The organism is Halapricum desulfuricans (assembly GCF_017094465.1).
Classification (GTDB): Archaea; Halobacteriota; Halobacteria; order Halobacteriales; family Haloarculaceae; genus Halapricum.
Genome location: NZ_CP064791.1, coordinates 2,186,147 through 2,198,475 on the forward strand (window position 1 = coordinate 2,186,147; position 12,329 = coordinate 2,198,475).

Annotated in this window: 14 protein-coding genes; 7 read left to right on the forward strand and 7 right to left on the reverse strand. The window is 63.8% G+C overall.

Annotated features, from left to right (window positions below):
• Positions 1-4 precede the first annotated feature (4 nt).
• Together HSEST_RS11115 and HSEST_RS11120 are read right to left on the reverse strand one after the other, a co-directional pair.
• Positions 5-775 (reverse strand): SDR family NAD(P)-dependent oxidoreductase, encoded by a 771-nt coding sequence (locus HSEST_RS11115; protein ID WP_229120997.1) that lies wholly within the window; start codon positions 773-775, stop codon positions 5-7.
• Between the two features lie 54 nt (positions 776-829).
• Positions 830-2,725, reverse strand: a complete 1,896-nt coding sequence (locus HSEST_RS11120; RefSeq protein WP_229120998.1) for an NAD-binding protein — start codon at positions 2,723-2,725, stop codon at positions 830-832.
• Positions 2,726-3,191: 466 nt separating this feature from the next.
• On the opposite strand from HSEST_RS11120, the gene HSEST_RS11125 reads away from it, so the two are divergent.
• The gene (locus tag HSEST_RS11125) at positions 3,192-4,487 is read left to right on the forward strand and encodes an alpha-amylase domain-containing protein (RefSeq protein ID WP_229120999.1); all 1,296 of its coding nucleotides are present in this window, start codon (positions 3,192-3,194) and stop codon (positions 4,485-4,487) included.
• Between the two features lie 14 nt (positions 4,488-4,501).
• Here the strand turns inward: HSEST_RS11125 and HSEST_RS11130 are convergent, their stop codons facing one another.
• Both HSEST_RS11130 and HSEST_RS11135 read right to left on the reverse strand, forming a co-directional pair.
• Positions 4,502-5,356 carry an inositol monophosphatase family protein gene (locus HSEST_RS11130; RefSeq protein ID WP_229121000.1) on the reverse strand — a complete coding sequence of 285 codons (855 nt, stop codon included), beginning with the start codon at positions 5,354-5,356 and terminating at the stop codon, positions 4,502-4,504.
• A gap of 69 nt (positions 5,357-5,425) precedes the next feature.
• Positions 5,426-5,806: a hypothetical protein gene (locus tag HSEST_RS11135; protein WP_229121001.1), complete on the reverse strand. Its 381-nt coding sequence runs from the start codon at positions 5,804-5,806 to the stop codon at positions 5,426-5,428.
• A gap of 84 nt (positions 5,807-5,890) precedes the next feature.
• On the opposite strand from HSEST_RS11135, the gene HSEST_RS14675 reads away from it, so the two are divergent.
• Complete coding sequence (locus HSEST_RS14675) at positions 5,891-6,064, forward strand: PH domain-containing protein (RefSeq protein WP_418886550.1); 174 nt, start codon at positions 5,891-5,893, stop codon at positions 6,062-6,064.
• Here HSEST_RS14675 and cysK read toward each other — a convergent pair.
• Together cysK and HSEST_RS11145 are read right to left on the reverse strand one after the other, a co-directional pair.
• Entirely contained in the window at positions 6,061-6,963 is a 903-nt protein-coding gene (gene cysK / locus HSEST_RS11140) for a cysteine synthase A (RefSeq protein ID WP_229121002.1), read from the reverse strand. The genes HSEST_RS14675 and cysK overlap by 4 nt on opposite strands.
• A 58-nt stretch (positions 6,964-7,021) precedes the next feature.
• Positions 7,022-7,666, reverse strand: a complete 645-nt coding sequence (locus HSEST_RS11145; protein ID WP_229121003.1) for a helix-turn-helix domain-containing protein — start codon at positions 7,664-7,666, stop codon at positions 7,022-7,024.
• A 125-nt stretch (positions 7,667-7,791) separates the two neighbouring features.
• Between HSEST_RS11145 and HSEST_RS11150 the strand changes: the two genes are divergently transcribed.
• The 5 genes from HSEST_RS11150 (at position 7,792) to HSEST_RS11170 (ending at position 11,362) form a co-directional block, all read left to right on the forward strand.
• Positions 7,792-8,220, forward strand: coding sequence for a dCTP deaminase (locus HSEST_RS11150; protein WP_229121004.1), 429 nt, complete (start codon positions 7,792-7,794; stop codon positions 8,218-8,220).
• A gap of 64 nt (positions 8,221-8,284) precedes the next feature.
• On the forward strand, positions 8,285-8,677 hold the full coding sequence (locus HSEST_RS11155) for a 30S ribosomal protein S6e (RefSeq protein WP_229121005.1): 393 nt from the start codon (positions 8,285-8,287) through the stop codon (positions 8,675-8,677).
• 4 nt (positions 8,678-8,681) lie between these two features.
• The gene (locus HSEST_RS11160; RefSeq protein WP_229121006.1) at positions 8,682-9,107 is read left to right on the forward strand and encodes a DUF7112 family protein; all 426 of its coding nucleotides are present in this window, start codon (positions 8,682-8,684) and stop codon (positions 9,105-9,107) included.
• Positions 9,108-9,198: 91 nt separating this feature from the next.
• A complete protein-coding gene (locus HSEST_RS11165; RefSeq protein WP_229121007.1) occupies positions 9,199-10,074 on the forward strand; it encodes a CheF family chemotaxis protein in 876 nt (291 codons plus the stop codon).
• Positions 10,075-10,126: 52 nt separating this feature from the next.
• Positions 10,127-11,362 carry a tripartite tricarboxylate transporter permease gene (locus HSEST_RS11170; RefSeq protein ID WP_229121008.1) on the forward strand — a complete coding sequence of 412 codons (1,236 nt, stop codon included), beginning with the start codon at positions 10,127-10,129 and terminating at the stop codon, positions 11,360-11,362.
• Here the strand turns inward: HSEST_RS11170 and corA are convergent.
• A complete protein-coding gene (gene corA / locus HSEST_RS11175; protein ID WP_229121009.1) occupies positions 11,359-12,324 on the reverse strand; it encodes a magnesium/cobalt transporter CorA in 966 nt (321 codons plus the stop codon). The two genes, HSEST_RS11170 and corA, sit on opposite strands and share 4 nt — an antisense overlap.
• Positions 12,325-12,329 lie beyond the last annotated feature (5 nt).

Genomic DNA, 12,329 nt, shown 5'->3' on the forward strand with positions numbered 1-12,329 from the left:
TCGTTTACCGGGACGTAAAGCCGCTGTCGACGGTGAGCGCCTCGCCGTTGGTGAACGACGCGCCGTCCGAGCAGAGCCACATGACGGCGTCGGCGATCTCTTCGGGCTGACCGAGTCGATCCTGGGAGTGCATGCTCTCGATCTGACGGCGGATCTCCTCGTTTTCGGTGATGCCGCCCTCCGCCAGCATCTGGGTCTCGATGAAGCCGGGACAGACGGCGTTGACGCGGATGTCCTGATCAGCGTACTCCCAGGCGGCAGTCTTGGTCAGTCCCAGAACCCCGTGCTTGGCCGAGACGTACGCCGAGGAGTTCTCGAAGCCGACCTTGCCCAGCACCGACGCCATGTTGATGATGACGCCGCCGTCGTCCTGCTCGGTCATCTGTTCGAGTTCGGCCTTCTGGGAGCGCCAGACACCGTTGAGATTGATGTCGACGACCTGTCCCCAGCTATCCTCGTCCAGATCCCCGGCCGGGGCCTGCTGGCCGCCGATCCCGGCGTTGTTGACGGCGTAATCGAGACGGCCGAACTCGTCAACGGCCGTCCGGACCATCCCCTCGACGTCGTCCATGTTGGTCACGTCAGTGTGTACGTAGACGGCGTCCCCACCGTCGCTCTCTATCTCGTCGACGACCGCCTCACCGCTCTCGTCGTCGACGTCGGCGACGACGACCGACGCGCCGTGTGCGGCGAACTGTCGAGCGGTTTCGCGACCGATACCCGAAGCGGCGCCGGTGACGGCGACGACGCGGTCCTCGAAATCAAAGTGATGCATTGCATTCGGATCGACGGCGCGCGCTCTCTTATAATTCGGGGAGGGGGCAGAGATCTACGATTCCGTCTCGTTGCGACAGAGCGCCATCCCTTCGCGGACGGCTTCGGTTGGACCGAGCAGAGTAATTCGATCCTTCGCCTCGATCGTGTAATCGGCTGTCGGGACAACGGTATCGCCGTTGCGACAGACCAGTGCGATCAAACAGCCGTCCGGGAGCATCGGGCCGACTTCCCGCACGGGCCGATCGAGGAGGTCCGGGTTCGTGACTTCGACCTCCTGTACGTCGCCGCTGCGCTCGGGGTCGGTCATCCAGTTGGCGAGAGCGGGCCGTTCGATCTGGTTGTCGATCGCCCAGGCCGTCGCCATCGACGAGGAGATCGTTTCCACGCCCAGTTCCTCGAACGGTTCGACGTTCTCCGGGTTGTTCGCCCGCGCGATGACGTTCTCGACATCGAACTTCGAGGACGCCAGCTGGGAGACGAGCAGGTTCACGTCGTCGTCGCCGGTCGCGGCGATGACGATCTTGGCCTTGTCCGCACCGGCGGAGCGTAACACTTCCGTATCGGTCCCGTCACCGTGTTCGACGGTGTAGCCCGCGTTCCGGTTTTGTTCGACAGCGATGTCGTTCTGTTCGATTATGACGATGTTCTCGCCTCGGTCTTCGAGGCGGTCGGCGAGCGCACGGCCCACTCTCCCGCCTCCGACGATGATGACTCGCATTGGTATCACGTCCAGGTATTCAGCGATGTATCGCGCCAGTCCGCCCTCGAACAGCGCGGTTACGAGGATGACGAGGAAGACTGTCCCCAGGAGGATATTCGCGTCCTGGGTGGCACCTTCCGCCTGCAACTGCACGGCAAACAACGTGGCAACGGACGCCGGAATGATCCCCCGGGGTCCGACGAAGCTGACGAAGATCTTCTCCTCGGTCGTGAACCGATCGCCGACCATCGAGACGAAGACCAAGACCGGTCGGATCACCAGCGCGACCGCGAACACGACGATCAGCCCCGGGATGCCGACTTCCGCGAGGGCGTCGAATTCGAGCAGGGCAGCCAGCGCGATGAACACGAACGACAGCACGAGCAGCGTGATATCGCCTTTGAAGTCGATGATGTCCTCCTCGTAGGGGATGTCGGCGTTCCCGAGCAGGAAGCCAGACACCGCCGCGGCGGCGACGCCGGCCTCGCCGGCCAGATAGTTCGCCCCTGCGTAAGAGACGAGCGCGCCAGTGAGTACGAGCAGTCGTGCGTTTCGGGGCGCATCACCGGGCGAGAGATCGATGTACCGCAAAATGTAGTAGACAGCTCCGGCGACGACGATCCCGACGAGCAGTCCCTGCCCCAGCCGGGCGGTGAATTCAGTAAACAGGTTCGCAGGTGAGTGCCCTTCGAGGATGATCACTTCGAAGATCGCGACAGCGACGATGGCTGCAGTCACGTCGTTGACGATCCCTTCGGTTTCGAGTGCAGCGGCGACGCGGTCTCTGACGGGCACGATCTGCAGGATCGGCGCGATGACGGTCGGGCCGGTCGCGACGAGCAACGCGCCGATCAGGAACGACATCCCCCAACTCGCACTCGGAAACACCAGATGCACCACGACGGCAGTACCGGAGAGCGCGATCGCCGCGCCGAGCGTGATGAGGCGGAACGTCGCCGTCGGAGCCTCCTGGATGCGATCGATCTGCAGGTGAAACGCCCCTTCGAAGACGATGATCGCGACCGAGAGGCCGACGATTGCGGATAGCGTCGTCGCCCCACCGAACGTCGACAGCGTGATGATTCTATCCTCGAGAACGAGGCCGGAGACGGGACCGAGCGCCAGGCCAGCGACGATATAGAAGATGATACTCGGGAGTTGGAGCCGGGCGGCCAGCAACTGTGCAAGTACACCCAGTGCGAAGATCGTCGCCACAAGGGCGATCAACGTCGCTGTCCCAGCACTCATCTGACGGCCTCCATACGCCCCCGTGTTCGACAGGCTAATACAAAAACAGGGCGGTCCCGTTCCGGGAGCCACGGCCAATCGCGGTATCCGGATGATTCGCCGAGACACCGTACGAATATACGGGACTATATAGATGTATATAGCCAACATAGCACCATTCAAGTATTACTCAGTTCCGAGTAAAAGATGCGAGCGGGTCCCGACGCTCGCATGTGCCCACTTGGTCGCTCCGGACATTGTGACCACTCCCCCTGCTTTCGTGTTCGTTCCCCCCCACACCCTGCTTCCGTATATTTCTAATAGCTTTGTCAATATTGTCTCCGACCGTTAGACGCCCGCATGACGCCACCTGCTTCCCGCGTTTTTACAGCACTATCAGAAAGGATAATTGATGAAAGACATATATGTGCCATGGTCCGTAGAGCCATGACATACCCCCTACGAGAAGGCGGGTATCGAATAGACCATGCACGGTGACAGACAGGGTACGGCGACATCGGAAGAAGTGCACGATGGATCCCAGGCGAGGACAGCGAGCGCGTCCACGAGCGTCTCGATCGCTGACGGCCGATCGGCAGCGACGGGCGAACCCGTAGGCCTCCAGTATTTCGACTACGACGAGGGGCTGGGACCGACGGGCGATCACTGGAATCGAATCGCCCGCGAAGCCGATCGCATCGCCCGCGCAGGCTACAGTGCCGTCTGGGTCCAGCCGCCGATGGAGCCCAACACGTCCGACAGCAACGGCTACAATCCCCGCGATCACCTCACCTGGGACTCGCCGCTCGGCACCGAAGCGGAGTTCGAGGCGATGGTCGAGGCACTCGCCGACGCACAGGCCGGCGACGTCGAAGTGTATATCGACGCGATCGTCAACCACACCGCGACGGACGATCCAGGGGACGGAACCTACGCGCATCTGGACGATCCGGAGCACTACCACCACCCCCACGAGGGCGGGCGGACGACGATGCAGCTGTTCGATCTATGGGATCTCGATCAGACCAACCCCGAGGTCACTCGCCACCTCCGGGCGTACATCGAGAAGATCGCCCAGACCGGCTGTGCCGGGGTCCGCTGGGACGCCGCCAAGCACGTCCCGATGTGGTACTTCGAGGAGTTCCTCAACGACTGGGCCGACAGCCACGACTTCTTCCGGGTCGGGGAAGTCTTCGACGGCGACACCGACTTTCTGGAAGCCTACGCCGACACGGGGATGCGGGCGTTCGACTATCCCCTCTTTTTCACGATGCACGACGCCTTCCACGAGGGCGGGGACCTCCGCTGGCTGGAGGGTGCACTCCAGCACGAGGACTCGTTGCTCGGGCGCGACCCGGACAGTGCCGTTACCTTCGTCGCCAACCACGACGAGGGGCCGCCACAGCTCTCGCGGCTGGCCTACGCGTTTATTCTCACGGCTCCCGGCTACCCGTTCGTATACAGCAACCACGCCACGGCCGAGGGCGTCGACTACGATGCCGAGTGGCTATCGAACCTCGTCTGGACCAAACGCACGCTCGCGGACGGCGAGCAGTTCGTCCGACACGCCGATCGGGACCTGTTCGTCCACGAGCGCTACCGAAACCTCCTGACGGGGATCAACAAGGCCGACTGTCCGCGCACCGAGTGGGTCTACACCGGCTGGAAAAAAGCGACGCTGCAAGACTACACCGGGACCGGAGAACCGATCGAGACCGACGAGGACGGGTGGGTCGAGTTGACGGTGCCCGCGAAGGGCTGGGTCTGTTACGCACCTGCGTAGAGCACCCCGGAGATTTACTTTTTCGTCCGTTCGATCGCGTTCGCAGCGATCGCTTCGAGATCCGCCTGGATCGGACCGTTCGACGCGACGATCTCGATCGATCCGTCCTCGATCCGGGACGGGCGACGGCGAACGGCCCCGCCGGCCTCCTCGATCAGCAGGATGCCGGCCGCGACGTCCCACTCCTGTATCGAGAGGATGAGGTAGCCGTCGGCGTGGCCCGCCGCGACCTGCGCGAGGTTGATCGCGGCACTGCCCGGCCGTCGGAACTGGCCGTCCCGATCGAGGATCTCCCGAACTGTGATCTCGTCGATGGCCCGGACGTCGGCGTCGCGCTCGCTCAGCCGACCGAACACGACCGCCCCGGAGAGTTCCCCCCGGTCGCTGACCGCGAGCGGAGTGCCGTCGAGGTCGTCCGCCCCGGCCACTCTATCGACCCCGTGGTGGACGAACGCCCCTTCGTCGCGGACGCCGTACCAGAGTCGATCGAGCGCGCGCGGAGGTGAGGCGACGACCCCGACTCGCACGAGGCCGTCGACGACCAGCGCGATCGAGACACAGTAATAGGGAAAGCCGACCGCGAAGTTGGCCGTCCCGTCGATCGGGTCGACGACCCACTCCCGGCCGTGGCCGCTGTAGTGTTCACCCGTTCCTTCCTCGCCGACGACGCTATCCTCGGGGAACGCGGACTTCAGTACGTCGAGGATCGCGTCCTGGCTAGCCTGGTCGGCCACCGTCACCATATCGTTGACGTTCGTTTTGGTCTCGGTCCCGCCGGCCTCACGGAGGTCGCCGCGCTCGGCGCTCATGGCTTCCATTCCTGCGGTCGCGGCCCGGATCGCCGCGTCGAGTTCAGCCTCGTAGCCCATACGACTAGCTGGCGGGCGACGGGCGAAAACCTACCGATGCATAACAACTGCAAAGAATCAGATTGCGTCTTATCGTCTGTCAACTAGCCATGAGACGATCAACAGACCAGGAGAGGTATCCTGTTCCGCTACCGTCAGCTGTAGCACGGCCATACCAGTCCCAACCAAGGCAAGGTACGGTAACGTCGTGAACGCGTGTTCGCCCATCCGGATCAAATAGAGACCGTACAAACCGCCGCTTATCGTCACGAGACCAGCAGCGAGCACAGTCGGATTTTCACGATGTCCGCGCGCTTCGGCAAAACCGTATCCGACGACGCCACCCTGGACGATTACTCGCAACGCGACGGTTGCAGGCTCGCTGTTTCCAAATGTAGATGCCCCCACGAGGGCAGCGACGACGAGGCCGATAGCGACCTTTAATCCGGCATACTCGCCATCAGACTCCATCAATATATACTTGAAACTAATAGCACGAAAAGGCTATGAAATCCCGCCAGCCTGGTTCCTGCCAGCGGCTCCGATTTCGATGACATCCAGCAGTGTTCGATCACGACGACGCTGTTCCAGCGACGGAGCAATCTCGCAACAGTGCGTGTCGAGACCGCTGCATATCCGCTGTCGATCGGTGCAGCGGTGCCAGATATGGAGCTCGACGCGGCGAAGGATCTCGCTGAAAGAATCCGCGAGTCGCCTGCTCCAGGCTAGAAGTCGTACAGGTCCGTCGAGAGATATCGCTCGCCGGGATCACAGACGATCGTCGCGACGAGTTCGTCCGGTCGTTCGCGGGCGACCTCCGCGGCGACGTGGACGTTCGCGCCCGTCGAGATCCCGCCAGCGATTCCCGCTTCGCTGGCGAGTTGTCGAGCCATCTCGATCGAGTTGTCCTTGCTCACTGTGCGGACCTCGTCCAGCAGGTCCCGCTCCAGAATCTCCGGGACGAACCCGGCACCGATCCCCTGGATGCCGTGGCTGCCCGCCTCGCCGCCGGACAGCACCGCCGAGTCCCCAGGTTCGACGGCAATCAGGTCGACGTCGGTATCGGCGTCCTCGAAATAGGTCCCGACACCGGTGATCGTCCCGCCGGTTCCGACGCCGGCGACGAAGACGTCGAGTTCGCCGTCGGTCGCCTCGTCCAGTTCCGGACCGGTCGTCCGCCGGTGGGCCTTCGGGTTGGCGGGATTGTCGAACTGCTGGGGGACGAAGGTGTCGTCGTACTCCCCGGCGAGTTCGTCGGCCCGTTCGATGGCGCCGCCCATACCCCCGTCGGCGTCAGTCAACTCCAGTTCGGCCCCGAGCGCCCGGAGGAGTTTGCGTCGCTCCTCGCTCATCGATTCGGGCATCGTCAGGATCAACTCCTGGTCCCGGGCGGCACAGACCGCTGCCAGGCCGATCCCCGTGTTCCCGCTCGTCGGTTCGATCACGACTGTCTCGTCTGTCAACTCGCCCGCCTCGGCGGCCGAATCGAGCATCTCGCGGGCGATCCGGTCTTTGACCGAGTAGGGGTTGAACGACTCCAGTTTTACCAGCAGGTTCGGCGCGATCGAATCCACTCGAACCAGCGGCGTCTCCCCGATCAGCTCTGTCACGTCGGCTGCGACGTTCATCGAGAAAACAGTCCGGGCCGCCACCTGTATTAGGTTGCCCTAAAGTATACAGAATATTTTAAGGGGTCGCGAGGATCTCGTCCATCAGTTTCGACTGGGCTGCGGCGAGGTGCTCGGTGAACGTCGAGGCGTCGATCCCCAGCGCGTTGGCGACGTCGGTGGCGTTTGCCGAGCGGGGATAGGAGAAATAGCCCATCTCGTGAGCGGTCTCTAAGACTTCGAGCTGGCGGTCAGTCAGGCGGGCGCGGTTGATCGGAACGACGTCGTCGGCACCTTCCTCGTCGCTGTCGACCTGCAGCAGATAGCGGATGCGCACCGAACCGAACTGCTCGCGGAGTTCGGTCACGAGATCGCGCAGGTCAGTGATATTGGTCAGGTGAAGCGTCAGGACGAGCGAGCCGTCCTGTGCCCGGACGTCGGCGATCGGATGTTCGTGCTGTTCGACGTACTCACAGACGCAGTCTTTCAGGTCGTGGGTGAACTGAAAGACCTGTGCAGACTGGTACTCGAACAGCGATTCGAGGTTCTGATCGAACGCGTCCGGATCGACGTTTCCGGTCGCGGTGAACTCCTCGGTGTATTCCCCGTCCCCGTTTCTCGCGCGGCGTACCGAAGTGACCGACCCGTCTGTGCGTTCGGTGAACCGGGCGACAGGGCAGGCCTCGGTCGCCGGTATCTCGAGTTCGGCGCGCATCCCGGACATCGTACTCTTCACTCGGCCCCTTCCGGCCATAACCCTCGCGTGCGTTCCCATCGACTGAAAACTAGCAGGGATGATCGTTCGGAACGGGAGGATGTTTTTTACGCTGGCACGCAACGACACCGGATATGGAACTAGGGCAGTTCGTCGAAGACACCGTCCACGAGCCGACTCAGACCGACGGACCCGGATTCGATCTGACCGTCGCGGAAGTCTTCGAGGTTGACACACCAGGTCGAATCGACTTCGGCGGCGGCGAACTTGAAGACGCGGAGATGACATCCCCCGAGCGGACGCTCCGGAATCCCGACGACGACTACGAGTGGTGGCACCTCGATTCGGGACAGTATCTCCTCGAATACAACGAATCGCTGTCGCTTCCGTCAGACCTCGTCGCCGAGATTCAGACCCGGGAAGCCGTCCGCGAACGCGGAGCGTTTCACCCGACGCTGACTGTGCAGTCGCTTGGTCGCGTTCCGCTGTCGGTCGGCGGTGCCGGAGTGAGCCTGAAGGAGAACGCTCGCGTTTCGACGATCGTCGGGATCGACCGGCGGTGACCGAACGGGAGAGACGCCGTTGCGGTTCGACGGGCTTTTTAAGCGGGACTGGCAGGATACAGGTATGGCAGATTTCACCGTCGCCGTTGCGGATCCCGACAGCGGCGTGACGTACCAGATTGACGTCGACGGACAGGACGCGAACCGATTTATGGGCCGAGAGATCGGCGACGAGGTCGAGGGTAGTGCCGTCGGTCTCGACGGGTACACGCTCGAGATTACCGGCGGCTCGGATACGGCCGGTCGCCCCCTCCGCGGGGACGTTCGCGGCCCGGACCTCAAGTCAGTCATGCTAGAGGGTGGAGTCGGCTACGAGCCGTCCCGCGACGGCGAGCGAAAGCGCGTGACTGTCCGTGGCCGCGAGATCAGCGACGAAGTGCGCCAGATCAACGCGACGGTCGCTGAAGCCGGTAGCGGTGACGTCGCCGAGTTGCTCGGCGAATCCGACGACGAATAAGGTCATGGCCGACCGGATCGCCAGCGACCACGAGGCAGTCGAGACCCACCGCATGACGCTCGGCACCGCCGGTCGGACCTCGCGCCCGAAACTCGAACTCCCCGAGACGATCGAGGCCGGCGACGGCGACGTCGTCCGGATCACGCTCGATGGCCAGGCCTATCACGCACGCGTCGAGTCGGGACTCGACGGCACGCTCGTCGTCCGCGGGGCGTTCGACAACGCCCGTCTGGCACGGAGCGACGAGGGCGAAAACCGCCTGATCGAGTGGGTCGAGGACGCAGACGTGGACCCGGGCCGGTCGCTGTTGCTCGACGTGTTACACGACGGGTACCACTACGGGTTGCGAGAAGCCGGACAGCGCGTCGTCTACACCGTTAGAGAGCCCCCAAAAGGGTCGCTGTCGGACATCGCCGAGTCGCTCGAGTAAAAGACCACAGTGTGGGGCGTGCCGTTCTCTCCATTGATACTCCCTCGAAACCCTCAATATTCGTCCGCTGTAACTACTGGGTAGCCAAGGGATGTCGGAATCGATCATCGCGGACTTCGTCGGCAGCTTCAACTCCCAGAAGTCCGCGCGTGCCGAGCCCGTAAAAGGGCGGATCCTCCTCAGTCGCAAGCGGCTGGTGTTGGCCGCCCAAGAGGGCAAGACACAGATCCCGCTATCGTCGATTTTCGACGTCGCAGTCGGACAGGTACCGGACGATCTGGGCGACTTCTTCAACTCGACGGTGACGGTCGCCTTCGAGCGCAACGACCAGCAGTTCGTCGCTGCCATCGAGGCTGACGACGAGACGATCGAGAAGTTCAACACGGTGCTGTTCAAGGCGTTGCTCAACGGCACGGATGCGACGGTGAAACACCCCGCTCGGATCGGTGGTCGAGTCACCGGCGCGGAGTTCACGCCGGCCAAGCTATTCATGGAGCCTCGTCAGATTCGGCTCAAGCGACCGGACGGGGAGTTCACGATCAGGCTCGCGACCGTCACTGGGTTCGAGCGGCTGTCACGGGAGATCAGCGGCGCGACGCGCCCAGTGCTGGCAGCGACACACAACTCGAACGGACAGGCGGTAGTCACGCTCGCCGCGCTCCCCTCCTCGCGGAAGATGAACATCCTGGGGCGGTATCTCCGGCGGGAGTACCGCGAGGTCATGGACGAGATCAGGGACATCGATCTGTCCAAGCCGGAGAAAGAACTCCTCGTTTCCGTCTACTCGACCGGGGAGATGGACGGCATTCCCCTCGCGAAAGTGCTTGACATGGAGACCAGCGAGGTCGAACTCCTCCGGGGCCAACTCGAAAAGAAAGACCTCCTCATCGACGGCGAGGACGGCCTGCAGTTGACACCGGCCGGTCGCGTGGTGGTCAACAATCACCTCGAGGACGTCAACGACTAGTTACCTCCCAGACCCGCGAGTTTATGAGTGAACCCGGAGGTAAGACGAGTCGATGGAGGCTGCTGGCGTTCGGCTGGTCGTCGATCCGACAGCGACTGCCCTGGTTCTCGCCTACATCGGCGGTGGGGTCTGTCTCGGGTCGATCAGCGGACTCACGCCCGGCCTACACGCGAACACGTTCGCGCTGTTGCTCGCGTCGTTCGCGTCGGCGGTGCCGGGGCCGCCGCAGTACGTCGCGGCCGCGATGCTCGCGGCGGGAACAACCCACACGTTTCTGGACATCGTGCCGTCGCTGGCGCTGGGCGTGCCCGACCCGGCAATGGCTGCGACCGCACTGCCGGGTCACGAGCTCGTCCTGGAGGGGCGGGGCCGCGAAGCGTTGCGGCTGTCGGCGATGGGGAGCGGGCTGGCCGTGGTCGCGGCCGTCCCGCTGGCGCTGCCGCTGACCGAGGCGATGGCCGCCGGGATGCCGTGGCTCGAGTCGCACCTGTCGATCGTGCTCACTGCCATCGTCGCCGTCCTGCTCATGTCGGAGCCGAACCGGCCCGCGCGGATCGGCGCAGCCCTCTCGTTCGCTGCGAGCGCGGCCCTCGGGTTCGTCACACTGGATGTGTCGGTCGGCGGGATGGTTACAGTTGGAAACACGCTCGCGCCGCTGTTCGCCGGGCTGTTCGGCGCGCCGATCCTGCTCGATTCGATCGGTGGTTCGGGCGTCCCCCCGCAGGACGAGCCGGTCGTGCTGACGACGCGCTGGCTGGTCGTCGGCCTGGCCGGAATGGGTGCGCTCGCGGGGGCAGTCGTCGGCTTCCTGCCGGGCGTCTCCAGCGCGATCGCGGCCACGATGGTCCTGCTCGCAGTGCCGCGTTCGCGTGGCGCCCGCGGGTTCGTCGTCGCGACCAGCGGCGTCAACACGGCGACGGCAATTTTCGCGCTCGTGGCGTTCGTCACCTTCGGCTCGACCCGGACGGGTGTGGTCGTCGCCGTCGAATCGGTCAACGCCCCGCAGTCGCTGGCACTGTGGCTGCTCGCGATCGCCGTCGCCTCGCTTGTCGGGTTCGCGCTCGTGATCGTCCTCGGCGATCGGTATCTCGCGGTCGTCGGGCAACTCGACAACACCCGGGTGTCGATCGGCGTGCTTGCCCTGCTGGTCGCGTTACTCTGGATCCTGAGCGGCGTGGTAGGCGTCGGGATCTTCATCGCAGCGACGGTGGTCGGACTGGTACCGCCGCGGGTCGGTGCCCGCCGCGTCTCGCTGATGGGGGTGTTACTCGGCCCGCTGATCCTCTAGATGTACTCCCGACGGCGGAAGAACCAGCCCATACCGGCGGCGGTAGCGACCATCAGCCCCAGCACGGCCGGGTACCCCCACCGCCAGCCAAGCTCGGGCATCCACTCGAAGTTCATCCCGTAGACGCCGGCGACGAAGGTGAGCGGGATGAATATCGTCGCAACCACCGTGAGAACCTTCATCACCTCGTTGGTCGATTGGGAAAGGGTGTTGAGATAGATGTCCCGCGTCCCGGCGATCAGATCGCGGTAGGTCTCGGTCAGGTCGACCAGCTGGACGAGGTGATCGTACACGTCGCGGTAGTACTTTTCTGTCTCCTCGGAGATTGGCTTGGGATCGCCTCGGGCGAGCGTCCCGACGGCTTCCCTGGCCGGCCACAGGAGCTTGCGAAAGGAGAGCAGCTCCCGCCGGACGCTGTTGATCCCTTCGAGCAGGTCGATGTCAGTCGAGGCGACGACCTCGTCCTCGATAGATTCGATCTTCGTCTCGATGCTGTCCAGCAGGTCGAAGTACCGATCGACCATCGCGTCGATGATCCGGTAGGCCGTGAAGTCCGCGCCACGCTCGAGCAGCCGCTCGTCTCGAGATTCGACGGCAGCGCGCACCCGCCCGATCTCCTCGGCCGTGCCGGTCGTCAGCGTCACCACCCAGTCATTGCTGAAGAAGATCCCCACCGGGTCGTCGGTAATCTCCTCCTCGAAGGTGGTCGCACCCCGCGTGAGTCGGGCCGTCTTCAGCAGGACGAACACGTAGTCGGAGAACTCCTCGGTCTTGGCACGGATGTTGCCGGTGATGTCGTCGATCGCGAGCGGGTGCAGGTCAAACGCCTCACGCACGCGTTCGCGCTCGTCGTCAGTGACCCCCGTCGCGTGAACCCACGTCGTCCCCTCGGCGGCTTTCGCCCTCGCGAGATCGTCGTAGGACTCGACGGCACCGCCGCGGTAGACGAGGGATTCGATCATATCCG

Bases quoted from the DNA above. Each gene is read 5' to 3' on its own strand.
- HSEST_RS11165 (WP_229121007.1), top strand. From the start codon at position 9,199: ATGTCGGAATCGATCATCGCGGACTTCGTCGGCAGCTTCAACTCCCAG.
- HSEST_RS11135 (WP_229121001.1), bottom strand. From the start codon at position 5,806: ATGGAGTCTGATGGCGAGTATGCCGGATTAAAGGTCGCTATCGGCCTC.
- HSEST_RS11145 (WP_229121003.1), bottom strand. From the start codon at position 7,666: ATGTCCGGGATGCGCGCCGAACTCGAGATACCGGCGACCGAGGCCTGC.
- HSEST_RS11155 (WP_229121005.1), top strand. From the start codon at position 8,285: ATGGCAGATTTCACCGTCGCCGTTGCGGATCCCGACAGCGGCGTGACG.
- corA (WP_229121009.1), bottom strand. From the start codon at position 12,324: ATGATCGAATCCCTCGTCTACCGCGGCGGTGCCGTCGAGTCCTACGAC.
- HSEST_RS11125 (WP_229120999.1), top strand. From the start codon at position 3,192: ATGCACGGTGACAGACAGGGTACGGCGACATCGGAAGAAGTGCACGAT.
- HSEST_RS11170 (WP_229121008.1), top strand. From the start codon at position 10,127: ATGGAGGCTGCTGGCGTTCGGCTGGTCGTCGATCCGACAGCGACTGCC.
- HSEST_RS11150 (WP_229121004.1), top strand. From the start codon at position 7,792: ATGGAACTAGGGCAGTTCGTCGAAGACACCGTCCACGAGCCGACTCAG.
- HSEST_RS11160 (WP_229121006.1), top strand. From the start codon at position 8,682: ATGGCCGACCGGATCGCCAGCGACCACGAGGCAGTCGAGACCCACCGC.
- HSEST_RS11115 (WP_229120997.1), bottom strand. From the start codon at position 775: ATGCATCACTTTGATTTCGAGGACCGCGTCGTCGCCGTCACCGGCGCC.
- HSEST_RS11120 (WP_229120998.1), bottom strand. From the start codon at position 2,725: ATGAGTGCTGGGACAGCGACGTTGATCGCCCTTGTGGCGACGATCTTC.
- cysK (WP_229121002.1), bottom strand. From the start codon at position 6,963: ATGAACGTCGCAGCCGACGTGACAGAGCTGATCGGGGAGACGCCGCTG.
- HSEST_RS11130 (WP_229121000.1), bottom strand. From the start codon at position 5,356: ATGGGCTACGAGGCTGAACTCGACGCGGCGATCCGGGCCGCGACCGCA.